Source organism: Curtobacterium sp. VKM Ac-2884 (genome assembly GCF_015350945.1).
In the GTDB taxonomy this organism is placed as follows: domain Bacteria; phylum Actinomycetota; class Actinomycetes; order Actinomycetales; family Microbacteriaceae; genus Curtobacterium.
On the sequence record NZ_JADKSA010000003.1, the window covers coordinates 594,541 to 619,928 of the forward strand.

At 71.2% G+C, this 25,388-nt stretch carries 20 protein-coding genes; 5 read left to right on the plus strand and 15 right to left on the minus strand.

Annotation, left to right across the window (positions count from 1 at the left end; all coding sequences use genetic code 11):
- Nucleotides 1-61: 61 nt before the first annotated feature.
- Together prfB and ITJ60_RS11095 are read right to left on the minus strand one after the other, a co-directional pair.
- Nucleotides 62-1,171 (minus strand): peptide chain release factor 2, encoded by a 1,110-nt coding sequence (gene prfB, locus ITJ60_RS11090; protein WP_132100217.1) that lies wholly within the window; start codon nt 1,169-1,171, stop codon nt 62-64.
- Nucleotides 1,172-1,231: 60 nt separating this feature from the next.
- Nucleotides 1,232-2,413, minus strand: a complete 1,182-nt coding sequence (locus ITJ60_RS11095) for a cysteine desulfurase family protein (RefSeq protein ID WP_131846415.1) — start codon at nt 2,411-2,413, stop codon at nt 1,232-1,234.
- 59 nt (nt 2,414-2,472) lie between these two features.
- Between ITJ60_RS11095 and ITJ60_RS11100 the strand changes: the two genes are divergently transcribed.
- The 3 genes from ITJ60_RS11100 (at nt 2,473) to glgB (ending at nt 9,323) form a co-directional block, all read left to right on the plus strand.
- On the plus strand, nt 2,473-4,599 hold the full coding sequence (locus ITJ60_RS11100) for a glycogen debranching protein (protein WP_194647938.1): 2,127 nt from the start codon (nt 2,473-2,475) through the stop codon (nt 4,597-4,599).
- 171 nt (nt 4,600-4,770) lie between these two features.
- A complete protein-coding gene (locus tag ITJ60_RS11105) occupies nt 4,771-6,771 on the plus strand; it encodes an alpha-1,4-glucan--maltose-1-phosphate maltosyltransferase (protein ID WP_173168709.1) in 2,001 nt (666 codons plus the stop codon).
- Entirely contained in the window at nt 6,768-9,323 is a 2,556-nt protein-coding gene (glgB, locus tag ITJ60_RS11110; protein WP_228510024.1) for a 1,4-alpha-glucan branching protein GlgB, read from the plus strand. The genes ITJ60_RS11105 and glgB overlap by 4 nt, the downstream gene beginning before the upstream one ends.
- An 89-nt stretch (nt 9,324-9,412) precedes the next feature.
- Here the strand turns inward: glgB and ITJ60_RS11115 are convergent, their stop codons facing one another.
- Together ITJ60_RS11115 and ITJ60_RS11120 are read right to left on the minus strand one after the other, a co-directional pair.
- A complete protein-coding gene (locus ITJ60_RS11115; protein WP_194647939.1) occupies nt 9,413-10,420 on the minus strand; it encodes a tetratricopeptide repeat protein in 1,008 nt (335 codons plus the stop codon).
- Entirely contained in the window at nt 10,417-12,159 is a 1,743-nt protein-coding gene (locus tag ITJ60_RS11120) for a hypothetical protein (protein WP_194647940.1), read from the minus strand. The genes ITJ60_RS11115 and ITJ60_RS11120 overlap by 4 nt, the downstream gene beginning before the upstream one ends.
- Before the next feature lie 184 nt (nt 12,160-12,343).
- Here ITJ60_RS11120 and ITJ60_RS11125 point away from each other — a divergent pair, with 184 nt between their 5' ends.
- A complete protein-coding gene (locus ITJ60_RS11125) occupies nt 12,344-14,182 on the plus strand; it encodes a hypothetical protein (RefSeq protein ID WP_194647941.1) in 1,839 nt (612 codons plus the stop codon).
- Nucleotides 14,183-14,291: 109 nt separating this feature from the next.
- Here ITJ60_RS11125 and ITJ60_RS11130 read toward each other — a convergent pair whose 3' ends face one another.
- From ITJ60_RS11130 to ITJ60_RS11175, 10 genes are all read right to left on the minus strand, one after another.
- A complete protein-coding gene (locus ITJ60_RS11130; protein ID WP_194647942.1) occupies nt 14,292-15,029 on the minus strand; it encodes an alpha/beta hydrolase in 738 nt (245 codons plus the stop codon).
- Nucleotides 15,026-15,328, minus strand: a complete 303-nt coding sequence (locus tag ITJ60_RS11135; protein WP_235035894.1) for a hypothetical protein — start codon at nt 15,326-15,328, stop codon at nt 15,026-15,028. The genes ITJ60_RS11130 and ITJ60_RS11135 overlap by 4 nt, the downstream gene beginning before the upstream one ends.
- A gap of 12 nt (nt 15,329-15,340) precedes the next feature.
- Complete coding sequence (locus tag ITJ60_RS18885; RefSeq protein ID WP_228510025.1) at nt 15,341-16,336, minus strand: lytic transglycosylase domain-containing protein; 996 nt, start codon at nt 16,334-16,336, stop codon at nt 15,341-15,343.
- A gap of 60 nt (nt 16,337-16,396) precedes the next feature.
- Nucleotides 16,397-16,945 carry a DivIVA domain-containing protein gene (locus tag ITJ60_RS11145; protein WP_123339824.1) on the minus strand — a complete coding sequence of 183 codons (549 nt, stop codon included), beginning with the start codon at nt 16,943-16,945 and terminating at the stop codon, nt 16,397-16,399.
- Nucleotides 16,946-17,025: 80 nt separating this feature from the next.
- Nucleotides 17,026-17,970, minus strand: a complete 945-nt coding sequence (locus tag ITJ60_RS11150) for a phosphatidate cytidylyltransferase (protein WP_194647943.1) — start codon at nt 17,968-17,970, stop codon at nt 17,026-17,028.
- Between the two features lie 65 nt (nt 17,971-18,035).
- Nucleotides 18,036-18,590: a ribosome recycling factor gene (gene frr, locus ITJ60_RS11155; protein WP_111086089.1), complete on the minus strand. Its 555-nt coding sequence runs from the start codon at nt 18,588-18,590 to the stop codon at nt 18,036-18,038.
- Nucleotides 18,591-18,637: 47 nt separating this feature from the next.
- Complete coding sequence (gene pyrH, locus ITJ60_RS11160) at nt 18,638-19,357, minus strand: UMP kinase (protein ID WP_123339825.1); 720 nt, start codon at nt 19,355-19,357, stop codon at nt 18,638-18,640.
- Nucleotides 19,358-19,483: 126 nt separating this feature from the next.
- Nucleotides 19,484-20,311 carry a translation elongation factor Ts gene (tsf, locus tag ITJ60_RS11165; protein ID WP_111086087.1) on the minus strand — a complete coding sequence of 276 codons (828 nt, stop codon included), beginning with the start codon at nt 20,309-20,311 and terminating at the stop codon, nt 19,484-19,486.
- An 82-nt stretch (nt 20,312-20,393) separates the two neighbouring features.
- A complete protein-coding gene (gene rpsB, locus ITJ60_RS11170; RefSeq protein WP_111086086.1) occupies nt 20,394-21,320 on the minus strand; it encodes a 30S ribosomal protein S2 in 927 nt (308 codons plus the stop codon).
- 312 nt (nt 21,321-21,632) lie between these two features.
- Nucleotides 21,633-23,075, minus strand: a complete 1,443-nt coding sequence (locus tag ITJ60_RS11175) for a sugar porter family MFS transporter (protein WP_111086085.1) — start codon at nt 23,073-23,075, stop codon at nt 21,633-21,635.
- Between the two features lie 379 nt (nt 23,076-23,454).
- Between ITJ60_RS11175 and ITJ60_RS11180 the strand changes: the two genes are divergently transcribed.
- Nucleotides 23,455-24,090: a murein hydrolase activator EnvC family protein gene (locus ITJ60_RS11180; protein WP_194647944.1), complete on the plus strand. Its 636-nt coding sequence runs from the start codon at nt 23,455-23,457 to the stop codon at nt 24,088-24,090.
- A 345-nt stretch (nt 24,091-24,435) separates the two neighbouring features.
- On the opposite strand, the gene ITJ60_RS11185 is transcribed toward ITJ60_RS11180, so the two are convergent.
- A complete protein-coding gene (locus tag ITJ60_RS11185) occupies nt 24,436-25,374 on the minus strand; it encodes a tyrosine recombinase XerC (RefSeq protein ID WP_194647945.1) in 939 nt (312 codons plus the stop codon).
- Nucleotides 25,375-25,388: the final 14 nt, after the last annotated feature.

Genomic DNA, 25,388 nt, shown 5'->3' on the forward strand with positions numbered 1-25,388 from the left:
GACCGGATCAGGGTAGGTCGCCCCGCTTGGAAAGCAAGCGAGGCGCGCGGCTCACGAACCCCTACGCGTCGACGGATTGCTTGCGCCAGCGGATGCCGGCGTTGATGAAGCCGTCCAGGTCGCCGTCGAACACGGCTGAGGGGTTGTTCACCTCGTGCTCGCTCCGCAGGTCCTTGACCATCTGGTACGGCGCCAGCACGTAGGACCGGATCTGGTCGCCCCAGCTCGCCGTGATGTTGCCGGCGAGCTCCTTCTTCTTCGCGTTCTCCTCTTCCTTCTTCAGGAGGAGCAGGCGCGACTGCAGCACGCGCATGGCGGCCGCACGGTTCTGGATCTGCGACTTCTCGTTCTGCATGGAGACGACGGTGCCGGTCGGGATGTGCGTCAGGCGCACCGCGGAGTCGGTCGTGTTGACGGACTGCCCGCCGGGGCCCGACGAACGGAAGACGTCGACGCGGATGTCGTTCTCGGGGATGTCGATGACCATCGTCTCCGGCATGAGCGGGATGACCTCGACCGCGGCGAACGAGGTCTGCCGCTTGCCCGCTGCGCCGAACGGCGACATGCGGACGAGTCGGTGGGTGCCGGCCTCGATCGACAGGGTGCCGAAGGCGTGGGGGGCGTCGACCTCGAACGTGGCGGACTTGATGCCCGCTTCTTCGGCGTAGGACGTCTCCATCACGGTGGTCTTGAAGCCGTGCTGTTCGGCGTACCGCAGGTACATGCGCATGAGCATCTCGGCGAAGTCCGCGGCGTCGACGCCGCCGGCCCCGGCGCGGATGGTGATCACGGCGGGGCGGTCGTCGTACTCGCCGTCGAGGAGCGTCTGCACCTCGAGGTCGCCCATGGTCTTCTGGACCGCCTTGAGCTCGGCGACGGCTTCGTCGGCCGAGTCCTGGTCGTCGCCTTCGTTCGCCATCTCGACCAGCACCTCGAGGTCGTCGATGCGTCGCTCGGTGTCGGTGATCTTCTTGAGCTCCGACTGCCGGTGCGAGAGCGCGCTCGTCACCTGCTGCGCGTGCTCGACGTCGTCCCAGAGGTCCTGGGCACCCGCCTGCTCGCTGAGGTCGGCGATCTCACGCTGCAGGCGGTCGACGTCGACCACCGAGCGGATGTTGCCGAAGGTCTCTCGGAGGGCGGAGAGCTGCTCGGTGAAGTCCAGTTCGACCATGGTCACCGATCCTACCGGCGCGGCAGGCCGGTCGGCGTCGCACCCCCGCCGGAGGGCGCTCTAGCGCCCGAGCAGCGGCTCCCGCGACGCCATGCCGGCAGCCCCGGCCCGCGCGACCGCGTCCGGCAGCGCGGCCAGGAAGGCGTCGACGTCCGCATCGGTCGAGGTGTGCCCGAGCGTGATCCGGAGCGCGCCGCGGGCGTCCTGCTCCGACAGGCCCATCGCGAGCAGCACGTGCGACGCCTCGGGCACGCCGGCCTGGCACGCCGACCCGGTCGACACCGCGACCCCGGCCGCGTCGAGCAGGAACAGCAGCGAGTCGCCCTCGCAGCCCGGGAACGTGAAGTGCGCGTTGCCGGGCAGCCGGTCGTCGGGGTCGCCCATCAGCACGGCGGACGGCACGGCCGCGCGGACACCGGCGACGAGCCGGTCGCGCAGGGCCACGAGCGACGGATGCGGCATCGGCTCGGCGGCGACCATCGTGGCCGCGACGCCGAACGACGCCGCAGCGGGGGCGTCCTGCGTGCCGCTGCGCACCTGGCGCTGCTGCCCGCCGCCGTGGATGAGGGGCTCGACGGTGGCCTTCCGCCCGAGCACCAGCGCACCGATGCCGACCGGTCCGCCGACCTTGTGCGCGGAGACGCTCAGGGCGTCGAGGCCGGACGCGGCGAACGACACCGGCACCTGGCCGTAGGCGGCGACGGCGTCGCTGTGCACGGGCACGCCGGCGGCGTGCGCGAGCTCCACGATCCGTGACACGGGCTGGATGGTGCCCACCTCGTTGTTCGCCCACAGGAACGTGACCAGGGCGACGTCGTCGGCGGAGGCGAGTCGTGCCTCCAGTCCGACGAGGTCGACGCGGCCCTGCGCGTCCAACGGGACCACGTCGACGACGGCGCCCTCGTGCGTCTCCAGCCAGGTCAGGGTGTCGACGGTGGCGTGGTGCTCGCCACCCGGGACGACGATCCGGGGGCGGGCACGGTCGCGTTGACGAGCCCAGAACAGGCCCTTCACGGCGAGGTTGATGCTCTCGGTGCCGCCGGAGGTGAACACGACCTCGACGGTGTCGGCGTCGAGCGACCGGGCGACCGCGGCGCGGCCGTCCTCGAGCAGCATCTTGGCGCGCTGCCCGGCGCTGTGGATCGAGGACGGGTTGCCGACGGTTCCGAGCGCGTCGGTGAACGCGGCGAGCGCCTCCGGCAGGATCGGCGTCGTCGCGGCGTGGTCGAGGTAGACCGGCATCTGCACCCCCTGGAACGAGCGGTGTCCAGGATACGCGCCGGTCCTCGTACCCTTGTCGGGTGCACGAGACAGCGATCGACCACACCCCGGGGTTCGACCTCGGGGCCGACGTCCCGCGGTTCTCCCTGCGGTCCGCCACCGCCACGGCCGTCGTCGTGGTCGTCGAGCGAGCGGGCGGGCAGCCGGTCCGGTACCCGCTCGAGCGGCTGCCGGCGACCGACCTGTGGACGGCCGAGACCCCAGGCATCGCCCCGGGCGACCGGTACCACCTGCTCGTCGACGGGCCCGTCGGACCGCGGAACGAGTTCGACCCGACCCGGCCCCTGCTCGACCCCTACGCCCGTGGCATCGCCCCGACCGGCGTGCCCGAGAGCGCACCGGACACCGGGTCCGGAACCGACACCGGGGCCGGACCCGACACCGGGGCCGGCGCGCCCCGCTGGACGAGCGTCGTCGTGGACGACGCCTTCGACTGGGGCGGCGTCGTCAAGCCCACGGTCCCGCTCGACCGCGCCGTGGTCTACGAGGCGAACGTCCGCACCCTGACCGCCGCGAACCCGCACCTGCCGGAGCACCTGCGCGGCACGTACGCCGGAGTGGCGCACGAGAGCACCATCGCCCACCTGCACCGGATCGGCGTCACGACGCTCGAGCTCCTGCCGGTGCACGCGTTCGACACCGAGAACTGGTTGCGGGACGCCGGCCGCGAGAACGCCTGGGGCTACAACACGCTCGGTTTCTTCGCGCCGCACGCCGCGCACGCCTCGGCTCCCGCACGGGCGGAGGGCGCGTCCGCGGTCCTGCGCGAGTTCAAGGGCATGGTCCGGCTGCTGCACGAAGCGGGCATCCAGGTGGTGCTCGACGTCGTCTACAACCACACTGCGGAAGAGGGCCTCGGCGGACCCACCACGAGCCTCCGCGGCATCGACGGCGCGGAGCGGTACCGCTGGACCGAGGCCGCGCCGCCGTTCCGGGACACCTACTACGACACCACGGGCTGCGGGAACACCCTGGACACCTCGGTGGAGTCCACCGCCGACCTGATCGTCGACAGCCTGGTGTACTGGGCCCGCGAGGTGCAGGTCGACGGCTTCCGCTTCGACCTGATGGCCGCGCTCGCCCGCGACGCCCACCACGTCTTCGATCCGCAACACCCGCTGCTCGAGCGGATCCGGAACCACCCCGACCTGCAGGACACCCTGGTCATCGCCGAGCCGTGGGACGTCGGACCCGACGGTTGGAAGACCGGTTCGTTCGGCGCGGCCGGCGACCGCACCGGTGAGTGGAACGACGGCTTCCGCAACACGGTCCGCCAGTTCTGGCTGACGGACATCGCCGAGGAACGCCGCAACGGCATGCCCCGCACCGGCATCGGCGCCCTCGCCGGAGCCCTGACCGGCTCGCGCCACGTCTTCGGCGCCGAGCGCGGCCCACTCGCGAGCGTCAACTTCGTCACCGCCCACGACGGCTTCACGCTGCTCGACCTGGTGTCGTACGACGGGAAGCACAACGCGGCGAACGGCGAGGAGAACCGCGACGGTTCGAACGACAACCGCTCGTTCAACCACGGCATCGAGGGCGACACCGCCGACCGCGGCGTCCGGGCAGCGCGCGGGCGGTCGATGCGGAACCTCGCGGCGACGCTGCTGCTCTCCGCGGGGGTGCCGATGCTCACCGCGGGCGACGAGCGGAGCCGCACGCAGCACGGCAACAACAACGCGTACGTCGTGTCCGACGACCTCACCCCGGTGGACTGGTCCGACGACGAGGACGCCGAGTCGATGACCGAGGCCGTCGCCGCACTCGCCCGGTTCCGGCAGGCGCACCCCGCACTCCGGCCGACGCGCTTCGGCGTCGAGGGGCAGGAGACCCCGGGGGCCTCGCGGATGTCCTGGTACGGGCCGGACGGGCACCCGATGACCATCGAGGGCTGGGACCAGCCGGTGCACCGCGTCCTGCAGTACTTCGCCGAGTCGACGCCCGAGCACGAGCCGTACGACCGCGTGCTGGTCGTCGTGCACGGCAGCGGGCGCACACGGGACCTGACGCTGCCGGTGCGCGAGGACGTGCTCGGCTACCGCCTCGCGTGGTCGAGCGAGAAGCACCGTGACCACGAGCGGCTCCGCCCCGCCGGTCAGGTGTTCACCGCCTACGGCCCCGGCATCCACCTGTTCGAGCCGGCCTAGCGCGCGATCCGGCGCACGCCCGGTACGCGACCACAGGGCGGACGGGAGGCCCGTGGCGGCCCCGCCACGGGCCTACCGTCCGGTTCCTCCACAGGTCCACGGCGCGCCCGACCGTCCACAGCGGGCGGATTCCGGGGAACGCGGAGGCGCTCGCCGGGTAGCGTCGGCTCCGTGGCCACCGCAGACCGACCCCGCCGACCGAAGATCGGGCGCATCCCGATCACCGAGCTCGCACCGAGGACGCCGAACGGGTTCCCCGGCAAGGCGTTCGACGGCGAGGTGATCACGTTCGGTGCGACCGTCTTCCGAGAAGGACACGGCATCATCGGCGCCGACCTCGTCCTCGAACGCCCGGACGGGGGCACCAGGACCGTCCCCCTGGCCCTCGGCGCGCCCGGGACCGACCGGTACGAGGCGACCGTCCAGGTCGACCACGTCGGCGTCTGGACCTGGCACGTCGAGTCCTACTCCGACGACTGGGCGACGTGGCTGCACGCCGCACGGCTGAAGATCGCGGCCGGGGTGGACACCGAGGCGACGCTCCTCGACGGCGCCCTGCTGCTCGACCGGCTCGCCGACGAGACCGACTCCCCCGCCGCCACCCGCGCGGCGGCGAAGGTGCGCGACACCGACCTCGACCCGGCCGAGCGCCTGGCCGCCGTCGACGACCCGCGCATCGTGGCCGAGGTCGAGGAAGCCCCGCTCACCTCGCTCCGGACGCACTCCCCGACGCAGCTGCTCGACGTCGAGCGCACCCGCGCCGGCGTCGGCGCCTGGTACGAGTTCTTCCCCCGCAGCGAAGGCGCGAAGAAGAACCCGGACGGCTCGTGGAAGAGCGGCGACTTCCGGACCTCGGCTCGCCGTCTGCCCGCCGTCGCCCGGATGGGCTTCGACGTCGTCTACCTGCCGCCGATCCACCCGATCGGCACGACCGCGCGCAAGGGCCCGAACAACACGCTCACCCCGGGGCCGCACGACCCCGGCAGCCCTTGGGCGATCGGCTCCCCCGAGGGCGGACACGACGCGATCCACCCCGACCTCGGGTCGGAGGACGACTTCCGCGACTTCGTCGAGACCGCGAAGAACACCGGCATGGAAGTGGCGCTCGACTTCGCGCTGCAGTGCTCCCCCGACCACCCCTGGGTCACCGAGCACCCGAACTGGTTCACGCAGCGCGCCGACGGCTCGATCGCCACGGCCGAGAACCCGCCGAAGCGCTACCAGGACATCTACCCGATCCAGTTCGACTCCGACCCCGAGGGCCTGGTCGCCGAGGTCCTGCGCGTCCTGCGGCACTGGATCGACTTCGGCATCCGGATCTTCCGGGTCGACAACCCGCACACCAAGCCGCTCTGGTTCTGGGAGCGCGTGATCCGCGAAGTCCGTGACGAGCACCCGGACACCGTGTTCCTGGCCGAGGCGTTCACCCGTCCGGCGATGATGCGCGCACTGGCAGAGGTCGGGTTCCAGCAGTCGTACTCGTACTTCACGTGGCGGAACACGAAGGAAGAGATCGAGTCGTACTTCGAGGAGCTGTCGCACGAGACGAGCGACTACCTGCGCCCGAACCTGTTCGTGAACACGCCGGACATCCTCACCGAGTACCTGCAGTTCGGTGGTCGTGCCGGCTACAAGGTGCGTGCCGCGCTCGCTGCGACGGGCGCCCCGACGTGGGGCATGTACTCGGGGTACGAGCTGTTCGAGGACGTCGCCCGACCGGGCTCGGAAGAGAACATCGACAACGAGAAGTACGAGTACAAGCCGCGTGACTTCGCCCTGGCCGAGGCCGAGGGCGCGTCGCTCGCTCCGTACGTGACGATGCTCAACCGGCTCCGTGCCGCGCACCCCGCCCTCCGCCAGCTGCGGAACCTGCACGTGCACGCCGCCGACGATCCGGCGACCGTCGTGTACTCGAAGCACCTGTCCGGCGAGTTCATCCGCTCCGGGCACGCCGACACCGTGATCGTCGTCGCGAACGTCGACCCGCACTCGGCGCGTGAGACCACCGTGCACCTGGACCTCGCTGCGCTCGGTCTGCCGGCCGACAGCCGGTTCGACGTCCGTGACGTCGTGACCGGGCAGCGCTGGGTCTGGGGCGCGTCGAACTACGTCCGCCTGGACGCCTTCCAGGAACCCGTGCACCTGCTCGTCGTGGAAGGACTGCACCGATGACGAACGACCCGACCGCACCCCAGCCGACCCCGCCGTCGCGCCGCGGCCCCGCCGTACCGCCGGTCCCGCCCCCGCCGCCGCCCGTGCCCGCGCGGACACCGTCCGACGCGAAGCCGGAGCCGCGCTACGAGCCGCGGGTCTCCGCCCCCGACGAGGACCTGCCAGGCGCTCCCGCTGCACCGCGTGAGGCGCCCGACCGCGGGGTCGCCGAGTCCGCCACGCTGGCGGGGCACCCCGCCGACGCGACGCACCCGCGGGTACCGTCCGTCGACGCCGTCGCGTCCTCGGGCGCTCCGACCGGAGGCCCGTCCACCGTTGCACCGTCGAGCGCCCTCCCGACGCCGCCGGCTCCCGAGCCCGCCACCGCCGACAGCACGGGCCCGCGCCCGGCTCCGGTCGAGCAGTGGCTGCGCCAACAGGTAGCCGAGGGCCGCTGGTCCCAGCCCCACGACGTCCTCGGCCCGCACGCCGTCGACGGTGGCACGAGCGTCCGCGTGGTGCGTCACCTGGCGCAGGCGGTCCGGCTCGTCCGGCTCGACGGCGACGACGTCGAGCTGACCCACGAGGGCGACGGTCTCTGGGCCGGTGCCACCGCCGAGGAGCTCGGGCGCTACCGGGTCGAGGCCGACTACGACTTCGACGAGTCCTCGGAAGAGGACGACGCCACCTGGACGACCGACGACGCGTACCGGTTCGCCCCGACGCTCGGCGAGCTCGACCTGCACCTGTTCGGTGAGGGCCGCGACGAGCAGCTCTGGCACCACCTCGGCGCGCACGTCCGCACGATCGACGGCGTCGACGGCGTCGCGTTCTCCGTGTGGGCCCCCCGAGCCACCGCCGTGCGCGTCATCGGCGACTTCGAGGGCTGGGAAGGCCGCACCACCGCGATGCGCCGCCTGAGCGACCTCGGCGTCTGGGAGCTGTTCTGGCCCGGAGCCGTCGCGGGGCAGCGGTACAAGTTCCAGATCCTCACCGACTCCGGCTGGGTCGAGCGCGCGGACCCGTTCGCCCGCGAGGCCGAGATCGCCCCGGCCACCGCCTCGGTCATCACCGAGTCGAGCTACACGTGGTCCGAGGGCGACCGCGCGTGGATGGAACGCCGCGCGGAGACGACCACGCACGACCAGCCGATGAGCGTCTACGAGGTCCACCTCGGCTCGTGGCGCCCCGGGCTGTCGTACCGCGAGGTCGCCGACCAGCTCATCGGGCACGTGCAGTACACGGGCTTCACGCACGTGGAGTTCCTGCCGCTCGCCGAGCACCCGTTCGGCGGTTCGTGGGGCTACCAGGTCACCGGGTACTACGCCCCGACCGCACGCTACGGCTCCCCCGACGACCTGCGGTACCTGATCGACCGCCTGCACTCCGCCGGCATCGGCGTGATCATGGACTGGGTCCCCGGACACTTCCCGAAGGACGAATGGGCACTCGGACGCTTCGACGGCCACGCGCTGTTCGAGCACCCGGACCCCCGCCGCGGCGAGCAGCTCGACTGGGGCACGTACGTGTTCGACTTCGGGCAGCCGCAGGTCCGGAACTTCCTGGTCGCCAACGCCCTGTACTGGCTCGAGGAGTTCCACATCGACGGCCTGCGCGTCGACGCCGTCGCCTCGATCCTGTACCTCGACTACTCCCGCACCGACTGGCTGCCGAACATCCACGGCGGCCGCGAGAACCTCGACGCCGTCGCGTTCCTGCAGGAGACGAACGCCACCGCGTACAAGCGCTACCCGGGCATCGTGATGATCGCCGAGGAGAGCACGTCGTGGCCCGGCGTGACCCAGCCGACGAGCGCCGGTGGGCTCGGGTTCGGCCAGAAGTGGAACATGGGCTGGATGCACGACTCGCTCGAGTACGTGCAGCGCGACCCCGCGTACCGCAGCTACCACCACGACGAGATCACGTTCTCGCTCGTCTACGCCTTCAGTGAGCAGTTCACCCTGCCGATCAGCCACGACGAGGTCGTGCACGGCAAGGGTTCCCTCTACGGCAAGATGCCCGGCGACGAGTGGCAGAAGCTCGCGAACGTCCGGGCCTACCTGGCGTTCATGTGGGCGCACCCCGGCAAGCAGCTGCTCTTCATGGGGCAGGAGTTCGCCCAGCCCGCAGAGTGGTCCGAGGCGAAGGGGCTCGACTGGTGGCTCCTCGACCAGCCCGGGCACCGCGGTGTGCAGGACCTCGTCGCCGCCCTGAACCGGGTCTACAAGGACACGCCGGCGCTCTGGACGCACGACAGCACGGCCGACGGCTTCGAGTGGATCGAGGGCGGCGACGCCCCCCACTCGACACTCGGGTTCCTGCGCAAGGACGGCGACGACCGGCTGGCGGTGTTCGTGAACTTCTCGGGCGTACCCGTCGAGCGCCGGTTCGGCCTGCCGAGCGCCGGCGAGTGGCACGAGGTGCTCAACACCGACGCCGCGGAGTACGGCGGCTCCGGTGTCGGCAACCTCGGCGTCGTCACCGCCGAGGACACCCCGTGGGCCGGCCGCCCCGCGTCGGCGCACCTCGTGGTGCCGCCGCTCGGCGCCGTCTGGCTCAAGCTCGCGCGCTAGCGTCATCCGCGTCCTGGACGCGACCGACAGACGGACGGGAGGCCCGGTGCCAGCTGGCACCGGGCCTCCCGTCCGTCGGTTGCGGACCGCTAGTACAGGGCGCTCGCCAGGCGACGGCGGGCCGCGACCACGCGCGGGTCGTCGGTCCCGATGAGCTCGAAGTACTCCACGAGGCGGACCCGCAGGGCCTCACGGTCCTCGCCGAACACCGTCGGTACCAGGTCGAGCAGCCGCCCGAAGGCGTCCTCGACGTGGCCGCCGGAGATGTCGAGGTCGGCGACCGCGAGCTGCGCCGGGACGTCCTGCGGACCCGCACCGGCAGCGGCACGGATCTCGTCGGCGGTGTGGCCGTTCAGCCGGTCCAGGAGCGACACCTGCGCGAGCCCCGCGACGGCCATCTGGTCGTGCGGGTCCTGCAGGATCGCGGTCTTGTACTCGGTGATCGCCGTGGCGTAGTCGCCCTGCTCGATCGCGTCGTACGCGGCCTGGTGGTGCGGCGGCAGCGCTTCCGGCTCCGGCTCGCCCTGCTCGGCGGTGTCGTCGGGCGCGGCGGCACCGTCCACGGTGACGCGACCGGAGACGCCGTTCTGCTCGGCTGCCTGGAGCACCTGCTCGTAGACGTCGCGGACCTGCGCCTCGGGCAGCGCGCCGACGAAGAGCCCGAGGGGGCGTCCGCCGATCAGCGCGGCGACGGTCGGGATCGACTGCGCCTGGAACGCCTGCACGAGCTGTGGGTTCGTGTCGGCGTCCACCTTGGCGAGCAGCACGCGCCCGCCGTACTCGGCGGTCAGCTGCTCGAGGATCGGCGAGAGCTGCTTGCACGGCCCGCACCACTCCGCCCAGATGTCGACGATGACCGGCACCACGGACGACAGCTCCAGGACGTCCTGGAACGTGTCGTCGGTGACGTCGAGCACGAGCGACGGGACGGTCAGGTCGCCGCCGGTCTCGGTGCCCGGCGCTGCTGCACCGGTCGGGCTTCCCGCCTGCGCCGGAGCACCGGCGGGCGGCTGGGGCGGCCGCTGTGCGCGGTCGACGAGGGACGACAGGTCCACGGCTCCGCGGAGCCCGGACGGGGTCGGGGGGATGTTGCTCATTGCACCTCACTCGCTGCGGTCAGGCCCTGCGTGAACCCGAGCAGGACCACTTTGTCATCCGAGGCGACCGGCGGCACGTAGAAGAGCAGCTGGACGCCGTACGTGGCGCTGATGCCCTTCTTGCTCGTGTCGACCCCGGACAGTGCCTTGACGGCACCCTCGGTGTTGACCTCGGCGCCGGAGGCGGTCGGGGTCACCTTCTCGATCTCGTTGAGGTCGGCGGAGACGAGCGCGCCGGCGTCGTCGGTCGCGATGGCGACGGCGGAGTCCTCCGGGGCCTCGGACGAGTACTCGATCTTCGCCGTGTCCGGCAGGGACTCCGCCTTCTTGTCCTTGTACGCCTTGCCGATGGTGGTGCGGAGGCCGTCACCTTCGGTGGCGAACAGGTCGGCGTACTCGCTCTTCGAGTCCTTCGACAGGATGTCACCGTAGGCGGTCGCGACCTGGTCCGGCGCGATCGCGAGGAGCTTCGACTGCGGGGCGAGGAGCGCCGCGCCGATCGACGTCGGCGCGAGGCTCGGGATCTTGGCGTCGGCCTCGAGCGAGACGTCGTAGGCGACCTTGTACGGGTCGCGCGCGGTGTCCTGCACGAGCGTCAGGGCCTGCGGTGCCGACTTGGCGTCGCAGTCCTCGGCGACGATCACGAAGACCGTGCGCGGCCACGTGTCGGTCTGCTGTGGCAGCGCGACGCACACCTGACCGGCGGAGATCGCCGGCGGAGCCTTGACCTCGGCGTCCTTGCCGCGGATGGCGTAGTTCGCCGTCCGCAGGTCGAGCGCGGCACCGGTGAAACGCGTCGTCGCCAGGTCGGTGTCGCGGGCGCTGTCGGCCTTGGCGGCGACCGCTGCGATCCGCTCGACCACGCGGGTGATCTGCTGCTTCGTCGCGGCGGTGGGTTCGGTGGTGTCCGCGGCGCCGGTCGCGCTGACCGTCGGCGTCGGGGTCGCCAGCGACGGGTCGCTGCCCTGCGGCCAGTAGTCCGAGGAGCAGCCGGCCAGTGCGAGCGTGCCCACGAGGACCACCGGCAGCGCGATGAACGCGCGCGGACCACGGCGGCCACGAGCCGGCACCTGGGCACCGGCGGCGGCGGCACGGCGCGAAGCGCGCACGCGCGGCGGTCGGGTGCCACCGCTGCGGCGGCGGGGTCCGCGACCGCGGCGCTGGTGCAGGAACGCCAGGACCAGCAGCACGATGCCGCCGAGTGCGAAGACGCCACCGGCGACCAGCAGGGGCCCGACGGACGGCGTCGCGGTGTCCTTCGGCCAGGTGACCGAGACGTCGCTCGGGGCGGCGGCCGTGCCGTCGCTCACGATGAGGACCGAGACGTCCTGCGGCAGACGGACCGTGAACTGCCCGGAGCCGTCGTACTCCTGGTACCAGAGGTCACTGCCCTTCGGCGACGGGACGGACGCCTCGGAGCCGGTGGTCTTGCCCACGAGCTTCGCGCTCTCGGCGTCGAACCGGAGCGTGGTGTGCTCGGCGTCTCCGACCCACGCGTCGACGTCGGCCGTCTTGCCGTACGCGGCGAAGACCTTGCCGGAGCCGGACACGTTGATGCGCTGGTAGCCGGGGTTCGCGTTGAGCGTCGACCCGGGGATCACGGTGACCGGAGCGGAGCTGGTGGTCGAGCTGTCCGCGACGAGCGAGGACGGCGGAGCGAACACGGTCCGCTGTCCGACCGCCAACGCGACGAGCAGCAGGCCGATGACGAAACTGACGATCGCCAGGACGAATCGCACGAACACTCTCCCTACCGCGCCGGGGTGGGGATGTCGGCGCGCGAATCAGCGACTCAGGATAGCGAGCATGGCTGAGCAGCGCATCCATCCGGGCTGTCGTCGGACTCAGACGACCCCGTCGGGCCACCACTACAATCAACCGCGGGCCGGATCGGGCCCTCCGCCGAGCACCCAGGAGCGACACGTGGCGAACGACGAGGCAGAGTTCGGGACCGAGCTGCGCGGGTACCGCCGCGACGACGTCGACCGCTCACTGAACGACCTGCGCCGTGAGCTCATCAAGTCGAACACCGACCGTGCCGACGCGGCCAAGGAGATCCGTCTCCTGCAGTCCCGCGTCTCCGAGCTCCAGGGCGAGCTCGACGAGGCCGGCACCCCCACCTACAGCGGCCTGGGCACACGACTCGAGTCGACCCTGCGCGTGGCGGAGGAGCAGTCCACCCGCCTCATCAGCCAGGCGGACATCGACGCACAGCGCCTGCGGGCGTCGAGCCGGGCCGAGGCCGACCGCACCGTGCGCGAGGCACAGGAAGAAGCCCGCGACACCCTCGAGGACGCCCGCACCCGCTCCACCAACGAACTCACCCGTGCTCGTGCCGAGGCCGCCGACACCGTCGAGCGTGCCCGTGCCGAAGCCGGCCTGCTGACCCAGGACGCCCGCAACGAGGCCGCGGCCATCCGGGGTGCCGCGGTGACCGAGGCCGCCGAGGTCCGCTCCGTCGCCATCCGTGAGACGAACGCCCTGCGCGCCCAGGTCGAGCACGAGGTCGCCGAGCTGCGCGAGGTCGCCCAGCGGGAGTCGGCCGACTCCCGCACCGCCGCGGCCGACCTCGACCGCGAGACCGAGCACCGCCGCTCGGTGTTCGAGGCCGACCACGCCCGCCGGGTCGAGGACCTCGACCACGAGGAGTCCACCCGCCGTCAGGCACTCGAGCGCGAGGTCGCCGAGGGGCGTGCTGCGTGGCACCGGGAGCGCGACGAGCAGCAGCAGGCGCACGCCCTGGCGATCGAGACCGGCCGCGCCGAGCTGCAGGCCGAGGTCGACCGACGCCGCGCCGAGATCGACGGCGAGTTCGCCGACCGCCGCCGTGTCGTGGACGAGGAACTCGCCGCTGCCCGTGCCGAGTGGGACCGGGAGCTCGCCTCGGCGCGCACCGCCCTGGCACAGGAGGCCGAGGCGTTGCGTGCGCAGCTGCGCGTCGACGAGGAACAGACGCGCGTCGAGAACGAGCGGCTCGTGCAGGAGACCGCCGACCGCATCGCACGCGAGCTCGAGGAGCACGACACCCGCATCGAGCGGGAGCGCGCCGAGGCCGATGCCGCCGCCGAACGCGCGGACCGCGAGCACGAGGACGCCCTCGCCGCCCGCCGCGAACGCGAGCACGCCGAGGTCGACACCGAGATCGCCGACCGCCGCTCCGCCGAGCTCGACACGCTCGAGTCCGAGCGCACCGCCCTCCGTCAGGAGATCGACACGGCCCGCGCCGACCTGGCCAAGGAACGTGACGAGGCCCGAGCCGAGGTCGCCCGCGAGCGCGACGAGGCCCGCACGACGCTCGAGTCCGAGCTCGCCTCACGACGGGACGACGCCGAGCAGGACTACCTGCAGAAGCACCACGAGACCGTCACCGAGACGCAGAAGTACCTCGACGAGGCGAACCTGCAGCTCGCCGAGGCCACGCGCCGTGCCACCGAGGCCCGTGAGCGCGCCGAACGGCTCCAGCAGGAAGCCGACGACCTCGAGCGCACCAGCACCGCCGACGCGCAGGAGCACGCCCGCACCATCGTCGCGGACGCCCAGGACCGCGTGCACCGCATGGTCTCCGATGCCGAGGAGCGCACGGCTGCCATCACCGCCGAGGCCGAGGACCGGCTGTCGGCGATCCGCACCGAGCGCGAGGCGGTGGCGGGCTACCTGGAGAACCTGCGCGGCGTGCTCACGCACGCGACCGGCCTGCTGGGGACCGCACCCGGCACCGCTCCCGGAGCAGGCGACGACGCAGTGGACGCGACCGAACGCTGACGCGAGCCGACCGGGAGGCGCGGGTCGCGCCTCCCGGTCGGCCCACCTCACCGAGGTGGGCACGCACCGGGCGTTGAACCGGCGAGTGCCGTCAGACCGGCGAGTGCCGTCAGACCGGCCAGTGCGTCGGCAGCGGCGCGCTGCCCGGCACGACGAGGTCGGCGACGGCGTCGAGGACGATCCGGACGTACCGCTCCCCCACCCACAGGTGCTTCGCGCCCTCGATCGGGACGACCCGGACGTTCGGGGCGACGGCGAACCGGGCGATCGCTTCGTCGGGCTGCAGGAAGTCGTCGTGCTCGGGCACAAGGGCCACCACCGGGACGTCCACGGCTGCCCAGCGCGCGAGCTCGTCCTCCGTGGTGCGGTGCAGCGGGGGCGAGAGCAGGACCACGCCCGCCACGGTGCCGGCCTCGACGTGTTCCAGCGCGTGCTTGAGGATCACCTCGGTGCCGAAGGACCACCCGACCAACCACGGCGTCGGGAGGCCACGGTCCACGACCTCGGCGACGGCGGCTCGCAGGTCGAAGCCCTCGGAGACGCCCTCGCCGAACACGCCCTCGGACGTGCCACGTGGCGACGTGACCGACCGGAAGTTGAAGCGCAGGACCGCGATGTCCGCCAGGGCCGGCAGCCGCGCGGCGGCCTTCTTGAGCACGTGCGAGTCCATGAAGCCGTGCGCGGTCGGCAGCGGGTGCAGCGTCACGACGGTTCCCCGTGCCGGGCGGGACTCCGGTTCGGCGAGCTCCCCGACCAGGGTGAGGTGGTCGTCGGTGACGAGCTCGACGTCGGTGCGGCGGGCGGGCAGCTGCGTGGCGGAACGGATCTCGCCGTCGGCGGCGGTCATGCGATGCTCCAGCAGTGGTTGTGCCAGTGTCGGCGTGATGCCAGGTCGGCAGCGTCACCGAGGACCCCGTCCGAGCGCCAGACCACCACGTGTGCGGTACCGGGCAGGACCGTGCCGCCGCACCCGGGGCAGACGTACTCCTTCTGCGCCGACGCCGCGGAGACGGGCTGGACGAGGTACTCTCGCCCGCGACGCACCTCGGTGCGCTTCCACGAGCTCATCAGCCGGTCGAGGCCGGTGTCCTCGTCAGGCTCGACGTCGCGACCACGGGGACGCCGCGGCCGGTTGCTGCGCGGCACCCCAACTGCCGATCAGTACCAGTTGTTCGCCTGGCTGTGGCCCCAGGCGCCGCAGGGCGTGCCGTAGACACCGGCGATGTAGTTGAGACCCCACGTGATCTGGGTCGCGGGGTTCGTCTGCCAGTCGGCACCGGCGGTCGCCATCTTGCTGCCCGGGAGCGCCTGCGGGATGCCGTACGCACCGCTGGGGTTGTAGGCGTTCACCCGCCAGCCGGACTCCTTGTTCCACAGCGAGACGAGGCAGTTGTACTGGTCGGTGCCCCAGCCCCGGGCCGTGACGAGCTGCAGGGCGATGGCCTGTGCGCTGCCCGCGTCGGGCGTCGCGGCCACGGCAGCCAGCGTGTTCGCGGCGGAGACGCTCTCGGTCGCGGCGGCGTCGGTCGTCTCGTCGGTGGTGGCGTCGTCGTCGGCTTCTTCCTCGACGACGGGCTTGACGACCTTCGGGGCCGGCACGGTCACGCCGTAGCCGTCGCGGTCGGCAGCGGCGTCGCCGTAGGTGCCGTGCGCGGTGTACTGCTGCGGGGCCTGGGGCGTCTTCACGAGCACCGGTGTGTCGACCGCGGCCTGCGCGACGTCGGCCTGGAGCGGGTTGAAGAGCGACGCCCCCACGAAGAGGAAGACCCCGACGAACGAGAACGCCGGAACCGAGGAACGCTTCCGTGCGAAGGCGTTGACCGCGGCGGCTGCGCCACGGGTCGGCTGCTGCGCCGTCGCGGTGCGCTGGATCGCCGTGGCGTTCTGCTGCTTCGCGGCGCGCGGGTCGACCCGGGCCGCGGGGGCCTCGTGCGCGAACGCGGCGATGCGTTCGTCGGACACGCGGTTCGCTGCGACGGACTTCGGCGTCGCCACCGGACCGGTTTCCGGCAGGACCTGCGGGTTCGCCTGGAGCACCGAGGTGTCTGCCGTACGGGTTCGGTTCAGTGCCGCGCGGCGCTCACCCGAAGCCTGGAGGCTCAGGTGCTCGCGGAGATCGCGGTCGGAGCTGTGGTCTGCCGTGTGCCTGCCCATGAGTAGGACCAGGGTAACGGAACGATCACGGAAAGCGAAGCACCTGGGTGCAGCGCGTCGTCAGCGGACGGCGAGCATGACCTCGACGACGGCGTCGAGCAGCGCGTCGACCTGGCCCTCGCGGTAGCCCCCGTGCTTCGGGCGGAACACGATCGATCGCACCTCGGTGAGGCTCAGCGGCTTGCCCTCGCGGAAGTAGCCGCCGAGGCGCGCCGCGAACGCGTCGACGTCCTTCGGGTGGTAGCCGGTGCCGAGCACGCTCACCCGACTGAACCGCTGACCGTCCGGGCGCTCGAGGCGGGCCACGACGTCGGAGGCCTTCGTGCGGGCCTCGGCGTACCAGGCCTTCTGTCCGGCGTCGCCGATCTCCCGCTCACGCTCCCGTGCCGCGAAGGCGTCCTCGAGGCGCTCCAGCGCTGCGTCGACGTGCGAGGTGGAGTAGCCGCCCTTGCGCATCGAGAACGCGGTGGCGCGGATCTTCGCAGCCTCGATGCCGGGGGCGCTGTCGTCTGCGGAGTACGCACGACGGGCGTCCTCGAGGAAACGCTCGACTTCGTCGACGTCGTATCCGAGGGCGGAGCGAGCTGCGGTCGGGAAGGTGGTGGCCACGGCGTCATTCTGCCAGTCCCGACCCGTGGCACAACCTGGACGCGCTGAGGGCGGCGCTCAGGGTGGGCCGACGAGGTCGGTCAGTGGTTGACGATCAGGTACAGCACGTAGGCGACGGCGGCCGACGGCAGGATGCTGTCGATGCGGTCGAGCAGTCCGCCGTGCCCGGGCAGGAAGGACGAGATGTCCTTGATGCCGAGGTCGCGCTTGATCATCGACTCGGTGAGGTCGCCCAGGGTCGCCGACCCGGAGATCAGCACGCCGAGCACGACGCCGGTCCACCACGGCAGACCGAGCATGAGCCAGGCCACCAGGATGCCGACGATGATGCTCGCTGCGACCGATCCGGCGAAGCCCTCCCACGTCTTCTTCGGGCTGATCCGCGGCGCCATCGGGTGCTTGCCGAGGTTCAACCCGGTGGCGTAGGCACCGGTGTCGACAGCGACGACGACGAGGATGAAACCGATCACCCAGAGGTTGCCCTGCGACTGCGCGGAGAGCAGGACGACACAGGCGCCGAGCAACGAGATGTACGCCTGGACGAACAAGCCGTTCGTGACGTCGCGGAACACGTCGCCCGCCGACGGCTTCTGACGCGAGAGCGCGACCTCGACCAGGCGCCAGAGGGTGATCAGGACGATTCCACCGAGCAGCGTGAACAGTGCCGCAACCTGCCCGAGCAGGAACGCCGCCGGCACGATCGCGATCGCGACGGCGACGCTCGGGATCCGCGGGACGTCACGGCCGGCGAAGCGCATGGCGCTCGTCAACTCGTAGACGCCCACGCCGAGCAGGAACGCCGCCACGACCATGAACGACGGCGGCCAGATGAGGAGCGTGCCGAGCATGACCACGGCGAACGCGAGCGCGATGCCGATCGCCGCCGGCAGGTTGCGCCCGGTCCGCGCCGTCAGGGCCTCGTTGCGCGCACCGAAGTCGGCCTTGCGCTGCCGGAGCTGCGCCTCGAAGTCGGTGCGGGCCGCTCGGGCACGCGCATCGAAGTCCTGGCGGAGCCCCTTCTTCACGGGCCCGGTCTGGTCGGGTCCGTGCTCTGCTGTGGGGCGTTCACCGCCCTGGTCCGGGCGGCGCATCAGACCTCGAGGAGTTCGGCTTCCTTCTTCTTCAGCGACTCGTCGATCTGGTCGACGTGCTTCTTCGTCAGGGCCTCGAGGTCCTTGTCGCCGCGCGAGATCTCGTCGTCCGAGATCTCACCCTTGAGTGCGTCGAGGTCGTCCTTGGCCTTGCGGCGGATGTTCCGGATGACGACCTTGTGGTCTTCGCCCTTCGTCCGCACGAGCTTGACGAACTCCTTGCGGCGGTCCTTGGTGAGCTCCGGGATCGTCACGCGGACGATGTCGCCGTCGTTCGTCGGGCTGGCGCCGAGGTTCGGGAAGGTCGCGATGGCGCGCTCGATCTCCTTGAGCGCCGTCTTGTCGTACGGCGTCACGATGAGCGTGCGGGCCTCGGGCGTCTGCAGCGACGCGAGCTGCGCGAGCGGCGTCGGCGTGCCGTAGTACTCGACCGGGATCTTCTGGAAGAGCGCCGCGTTGATGCGGCCGGTGCGGACGGTCGAGAAGTCGTCCTTGGCGACCTCGACAGCCTTCGCCATCTTCTCGGTGGCTTCGGTCAGGACATCACTGATCACGGTGTTACTCCTTCGGTACTGGCGTCGAGTCTAGTCAGCGGTGCGGGTCAGTTGCTGACCACCGTGCCGATGCGCTCCCCACGGATGGCGGCCTGGACGTTGCCCTCGCCCTCCATCCCGAAGACGTGCATCGGCATGCCGTTGTCCATGCAGAGCGAGAACGCGGTGGCGTCGACGACCTTCAGGCCCTTCAGGAGCGCGTCCTGGTAGGTCACGTGGTGCAGCTTCTCGGCCGTGGCGTCCTTCTTCGGGTCCGCCGTGTACACGCCGTCGACACCGTTCTTGGCGACGAGGACCTCGTCGGCCTTGATCTCGAGTGCTCGCTGCGCGGCCACCGTGTCGGTCGAGAAGTACGGCAGGCCGGCGCCGGCGCCGAAGATGACGACGCGGCCCTTCTCGAGGTGGCGCTCGGCGCGCCGCGGGATGTACGGCTCGGCGACCTGGGTCATCGCGATGGCCGACTGCACGCGCGTGGCGGCCCCGGCCTGCTCGAGGAAGTCCTGCAGCGCGAGCGCGTTCATCACAGTGCCGAGCATGCCCATGTAGTCGGCACGGCCGCGGTCCATCCCGCGCTGCGAGAGCTCGGCGCCGCGGAAGAAGTTGCCCCCGCCGACGACGATCGCGATCTCGACCTCGCGCGCGGCGACGGCGATCTCCTTGGCGATGGCCCCGATCACGTCAGGGTTCACGCCGAGCGATCCGGCCCCGAAGGCCTCCCCCGACAGCTTCAGCAGTACGCGGCGTCGTCCGGTCTTCTCGTCGGTCATCTGATCGCACCCTTCGTCGTGGTCTCGTGGAAATGTACTCGCGGATGTGTCGCGTGTGTGTCGCGCCCGGAGGCGCGAAAAACGGGGCCAGGAACCTGGTTGGTTCCTGACCCCGTCACGGGTTCGCTACGCGCCGACCTTGACGCGGGCGAAGCCCTGGATCGTGATGCCGGCGTTCTCGGCGGCCTTCGCGACGGAGATCTTGTTGTCCTTCGCGTAGTCCTGGTCGAGGAGCGACACCTGCTTGATGTAGGCGTTCACCCGACCCTCGACGATCTTCGGGAGCGCAGCCTCGGGCTTGCCCTCCTCGCGCGTGATCGCCTCGACGGTCGCACGCTCCTTGGCGATCTCGTCGGCCGGGACCTCGTCGCGGGTCAGGTACGTCGGGTTCGCGAACGCGACGTGCTGAGCGATCGAGCGGGCCTCGGCAGCGTTGTCACCCTCGTACGCGATGACGACGGCGATCTGCGGCGGCAGGTCCTGGCTGGTCTTGTGCAGGTAGATCTCGAAGGCCGAGCCCTCGACACGGCGGACCGTGCGGACCTCGAGCTTCTCGCCCAGTGCGGCGGCCGACTCGTTGACGACCTCGAGGACGGTCTTGCCGTCGACGGGGGCGGCGTTCGCGGCGGCGACGTCAGCTGCACCGGCGGCAGCGACGGCCCCGAGCACCTTGTCGGCCAGCGTCGTGAACTTCTCGTTCTTCGCGACGAAGTCGGTCTCGCTCGCGAGCTCGACGACCGTGGCGGCGCCGTTCTCGGAGCTCGCGACGACGACGCCCTCGGAGGTGGCACGGTCGTCGCGCTTGGCGACGGCCTTCGCACCCTTGATGCGGAGCAGCTCGACGGCCTTGTCGTAGTCGCCGTCGGCCTCGACGAGCGCGTTCTTCGCGTCCATCATGCCGGCGCCGAGGTCCTCGCGGAGCTTCTTCACGTCAGCAGCGGTGAAGTTTGCCATTGACTGTCCTTTCTGGACGGTACGTGTGTGGAGAGTGGTGAAGCAGGCGCCGGACCCGATCGGATCCGGCGCCTGCGACAGGTCACTCGGCGGGGGTGGTCTCCGCGGCTGCCTCGGCCTCGGCCGTCGGCTCCGCGTTCTTCGCGTCGTCGGCGATCGGCTCGCCGATCTCCTTCGCGGCGACCTGCGCGTCTGCGTTGTTCTCCTCGACGGTCGCGCCCTCGGGAGCGGCGTCGGCGGACGGCGTCGCGGCGTCGCCACCGAGGAGCTCCTGCTCCCACTCGGCGAGGGGCTCTGCGGCCTCTTCGTCGTCGCCACCGTTGTGGCGGGTCTTCAGGCCCTCGGCCGCGGCGTCGGCGACGATGCGGGTGAGGAGACCGACGGAGCGGATCGCGTCGTCGTTGCCCGGGATCGGGTACGTGATCTCGTCGGGGTCGCAGTTGGTGTCGAGGATGCCGATGATCGGGATACCGAGCTTCTGCGCCTCGTCGACGGCGAGGTGCTCCTTCTTGGTGTCGACGATCCAGAGCGCGCTCGGGGTCCGCGTGAGGTTGCGGATACCACCGAGGGTCTTGTGGAGCTTGTCCAGCTCGCGCTTCTTGATGAGGAGCTCCTTCTTGGTGAAGCCCTTCGTCGTGTCGTCGAAGTCGATCTCCTCGAGCTCCTTCATGCGCGCGAGGCGCTTGGAGACCGTCTGGAAGTTCGTGAGCAGACCGCCGAGCCAACGCTGGTTGACGTACGGCTGGCCGACGCGGGTCGCCTGCTCGGCGATGGAGCCCTGAGCCTGCTTCTTGGTGCCCACGAAGAGGATCGTGCCACCGTGCGCGACCGTCTCCTTGACGAAGTCGTACGCGCGGTCGATGAAGGCCAGCGACTGCTGCAGGTCGATGATGTGGATGCCCGAGCGCTCGGCGAGGATGAAGCGCTTCACCTTCGGGTTCCACCGACGGGTCTGGTGTCCGAAGTGGACGCCGCTGTCGAGCAGCTGGCGGATGGTGACGACGGCCATGTGCCGTCCTCCTTCTGTGTTCTCGGAGCACAGCTGTGCTGTGCCCCTGTTGCGGTTGTGTCGAGCACGACCGGAGGTCGTGATCCCTGGTGTCCTGGCACGCGACCGCCCGCTCGTGAGAGCGGGACCGGTGGTCGGGTGCCGGGTCGGAGACGGCGAACCGTTGACGACCCTGTGGACACGCGAAGTCAGCGCGCATCAGCGCACTGCTGGAGAAATGCTAGCAGACAGGAGGCCCGGATCACGCGCGCCGACCGGCTGACGTGATCCGGGCCTCCTGTCCGGTGTTCTGGGTGTGTCAGGCGCGTCTGGTCACGCCTTCGCGTTCACCGTGTCGCCCTCGGCGGAGATGCCCATCTCCTCGAGCGAACGGCCCTTGGTCTCGGGGATCTTCGCGATGACGAAGAAGAACGAGATGAGCGCGAACAGCGCGTAGATGCCGTACGTGACCGTCAGGTTGAAGCCGGACAGCACCGGGAAGGTGATCGTGACGATGAAGTTCGCGACCCAGTTGGCGGCCGAGCCGATGCCGAGCGCCGTGGCGCGGATGCGGTTCGGGAACATCTCGCCGAGCAGCACCCACATGAGCGGACCCCACGTCGCGCCGAACGACACGACGAACAGGTTCGCGAAGATGAGGGCGATGACACCCCACGAGCCGGGCAGGCTCGGGTTGCCGTCCACGATCGTCGACTGCGAGAACGCGATCGCGACCATCGCCAGCGACACGAACATGCCGGCGGAACCGGTGACGAGCAGCGGCTTCCGACCGACCTTGTCGACCAGGAAGATCGCGATGAAGGTCACGGCGACGTTGACCACCGACGTGATCGTCGAGATGAGGAACGAGTCGCTCTCCTTGAACCCGACCGCCTGCCACAGCGTCGTCGAGTAGTAGAAGATCACGTTGATGCCGACGAACTGCTGCAGCACGGCCAGGATGATGCCGACCCAGACGATGGGCTGCAGGCCGAAGCGGTTGCCCCGGATGGAGCCCTTCTTCTCGTTGGCTTCCTTCTTGATGCCGTCCTGGATCTCCTCCAGGCTCGTGTTCACCGTGTCGCGCGGGACGATCTTCGTCATGACCGCGCGGGCGTCCTCCGTCCGCCCCTTGGCGAGCAGGTACCGCGGCGACTCCGGCAGCGTGATCGCCAGGATGCCGTAGACCACCGACGGGATCACGCCGACCAGGAACATCCAGCGCCAGGCCGGCAGGCCGAGGACGACCTCGGAGGCGCCACCCGCGGTGACCGCGAAGAACTGGTCGGACAGCAGCGCGGCGAAGATACCGAGCGTGATGGCGAGCTGCTGGAACGAGGCCAGGCGCCCGCGGATCGCCTTCGGCGAGACCTCGGAGATGTACGCCGGCGCGATCACCGACGCCGTACCGATGCCGAGGCCGCCGACGAGACGCCACAGGACGAAGTCCCACGTGGCGAACGCGAAGCCGGAGCCGATCGAGCTCACCAGGAACAGCACTGCGGCCCAGAACATCACCCGGGTGCGGCCCCAGCGGTCAGCGAGTCGACCGGCGAAGTAGGCGCCGAACGCACAGCCGATGAGGGCAGACGCGACGGCGAAGCCGCTCGCCGCCTCGGACAGGCCGAACTCGCCCTTGATGGCCTCGACGGCGCCGTTGATGACCGACGAGTCGAAGCCGAAGAGGAAACCGCCCACCGCTGCTGCGATGGCGAACGCGGTGACCTTCCCCTTGAACGCACGGTCCTCGCCGTGCCCGGTGGCTGTGTTGGACACGATGCTCCTGGGTTCTGCCGGCCGTGCTGCTGTGGGCACGGTGCCCCGGCGGTCGGCTCGTTCGCCGTCCGTGCGGCGTTGCGTGGTCCGGAGCGGCCCCGACTGTACTCCTCGTGGCGGATGTGGTCATAACCGGGCGCGGGTGTCGGGGCCGGGCGGGGGTTCTGGTCGGGGCGTGGGGTCGGGTTGGGGCGTGGGCCTGCGCACGACCGTTCCGACAGTCCACGCGGGGATCACCTCGTGCTTCGTCGCAAGACGCGTTCGCATGCTCGTTCGCTGCGGTCCCGTCGTCCCTCCACAGGCCGGGAGGCCCGCCCCACCCTCCACGGACCGCCTCACCTGGGTCGTGTGGCCGGTCCGGGGCGGACAGAGTGGCGGCATGGTCCTGTTCCCCGGCTCCGGCACTCGGCTCCCCCCGGTCGTCGCGATGGTGGTGGCGATCGGGGTGTTCGGGGCGTTCGGGGAGTTCGGGGCGCCCGGGGTGTTCGGGGCGCCCGGGGTGTTCGGGGTGGCCACCGCGTGGTTGGCCGCACCTGGGCCCGCGCCGGAGGACGTGCACGACCAGCGAGACCGCACGGCGGCGACTCGTGCTGCCGACCCGTGGATCTGGCCGACCGGAACGCGGGTGGTCGAGCGCGGGTGGGAGCCACCGTCCGACGACTACGCCGCCGGTCACCGCGGGATCGACGTCCCGGCACCGTTCGGCACGACTGCGGCGGCGGTCGACGACGGCACCGTGGCGTTCGCCGGACCCGTCGGCGGCAGGAGCGTCGTGACCATCGACCACGGCGGCGGGCTCGTCAGCACCCTCGACTCAGTGCAGCCACTCGTCGCTGCCGGGGACGACGTCCGACAGGGTGATCTGGTCGGCCGGGTGTCCGTGGGGCACTGCCCGGCCTCGGCCGCGTGTCTGCACCTCGGCGCGCGGATCGACGGCCGCTACGTGGACCCGACGCCGTACCTTCCGGCGGCCGAGTGGCCCGTGCTGTTGCCGGAGTCCGCCTGGCCGGGGTGAGCGTCGGCGACGAGCGGTGGGCGACGTGCCACGTGCGGCGTCAGTCGGCCCGCTGGCTGACCGGGTGCGTGGGCGTGCGTCAGGCGCGTCAGGCGCGTCAAGCGCGTCGAGCCGGTCGCACGGTCGCACGGTCGCACGGTCGCACGGTCGCACGGTCGCACGGTCGCACGGTCGCACGGTCGCACGGTCGCATCGTTCCATCGTTCCAACGTTCCAACGTTCCGGCTCCTCGCAGTCGCACGAGTGCACGGCGCCGGTCCGGCGGTCGCTCGGCGCAGGTCGGGCGGTCGATCGGCGCCGGTCCGGCGATCACGCGGGGGCGGCGCCGGTCCGGCGATCGCACCGTCAAGCGCGCGGGTGAGCCGTCCGGTAGACCTCGCGCAGCCGTGCCGAGGACACGTGCGTGTAGATCTGCGTCGTCCCGAGGCTCGCGTGCCCGAGCATCTCCTGCACCGCCCGCAGGTCAGCTCCTCCGTCGAGCAGGTGCGTCGCCGCGGTGTGCCGGAAGGTGTGCGGTCCGCTCGGCCCTTCGCCGGGAAGGTCCCCGAGCAGCCGAGCCACCACGCGGTACGCACTGCGCACCCCGAGCCGGCCACCCTGGTCGCCGAGGAAGAGTGCCGTGCTCGGTACGTCGGCCCGCGCCGCGAGGGTCGGACGCCCCCGCGACGTCCACGCCTCGAGTGCATCACGGGCCGGGACGCCGAACGGCACGACCCGCTCCTTCCCGCCCTTCCCGAGCACGCGGACCGTGAGCCGCCCGCGATCGACGTCGGCGACGTCGATGCCGACGAGCTCGCTCACCCGGATGGCCGCGGCGTACAGCAGCTCCACGAGCGCCAGGTCACGCAGCGCCCCGGGATCGTCGGTCGCCGCACGGGCCGCGAGACCGTCGAGCAACCCACGGACCTGGTCGGCCGACACCACCCGCGGCAGGTGCGCGCCGCCCTTCGGCGCACGGAGCCGCACACCGGCGTCCGTCGCGGTCACCCCGGTCTCGCTCGCCCACCGGGTGAATGCCCGCACCGACGACGACCGGCGGGCGATCGTCGACCGTGCGAGCCCCCGCTGGTCGGCCTCCCACAACCAGTCACGGAGGAGTTCGAGGTCGACCCCGTCGATGCCGACGACGCCGCGGCGCGCGGCGAACCCGACGAACTGGTCGAGGTCGTTCGCGTACGCGCGGAGCGTCTGCTCGCTGAGCCCCCTGGCGTGTCGAGCGTGCCCGAGGAACGAGTCGACCGCTGCCACGAGTCGCTCTTCCTGCTGCTCTGCTCGGTCCGCCACGTCGTCAGCGTACG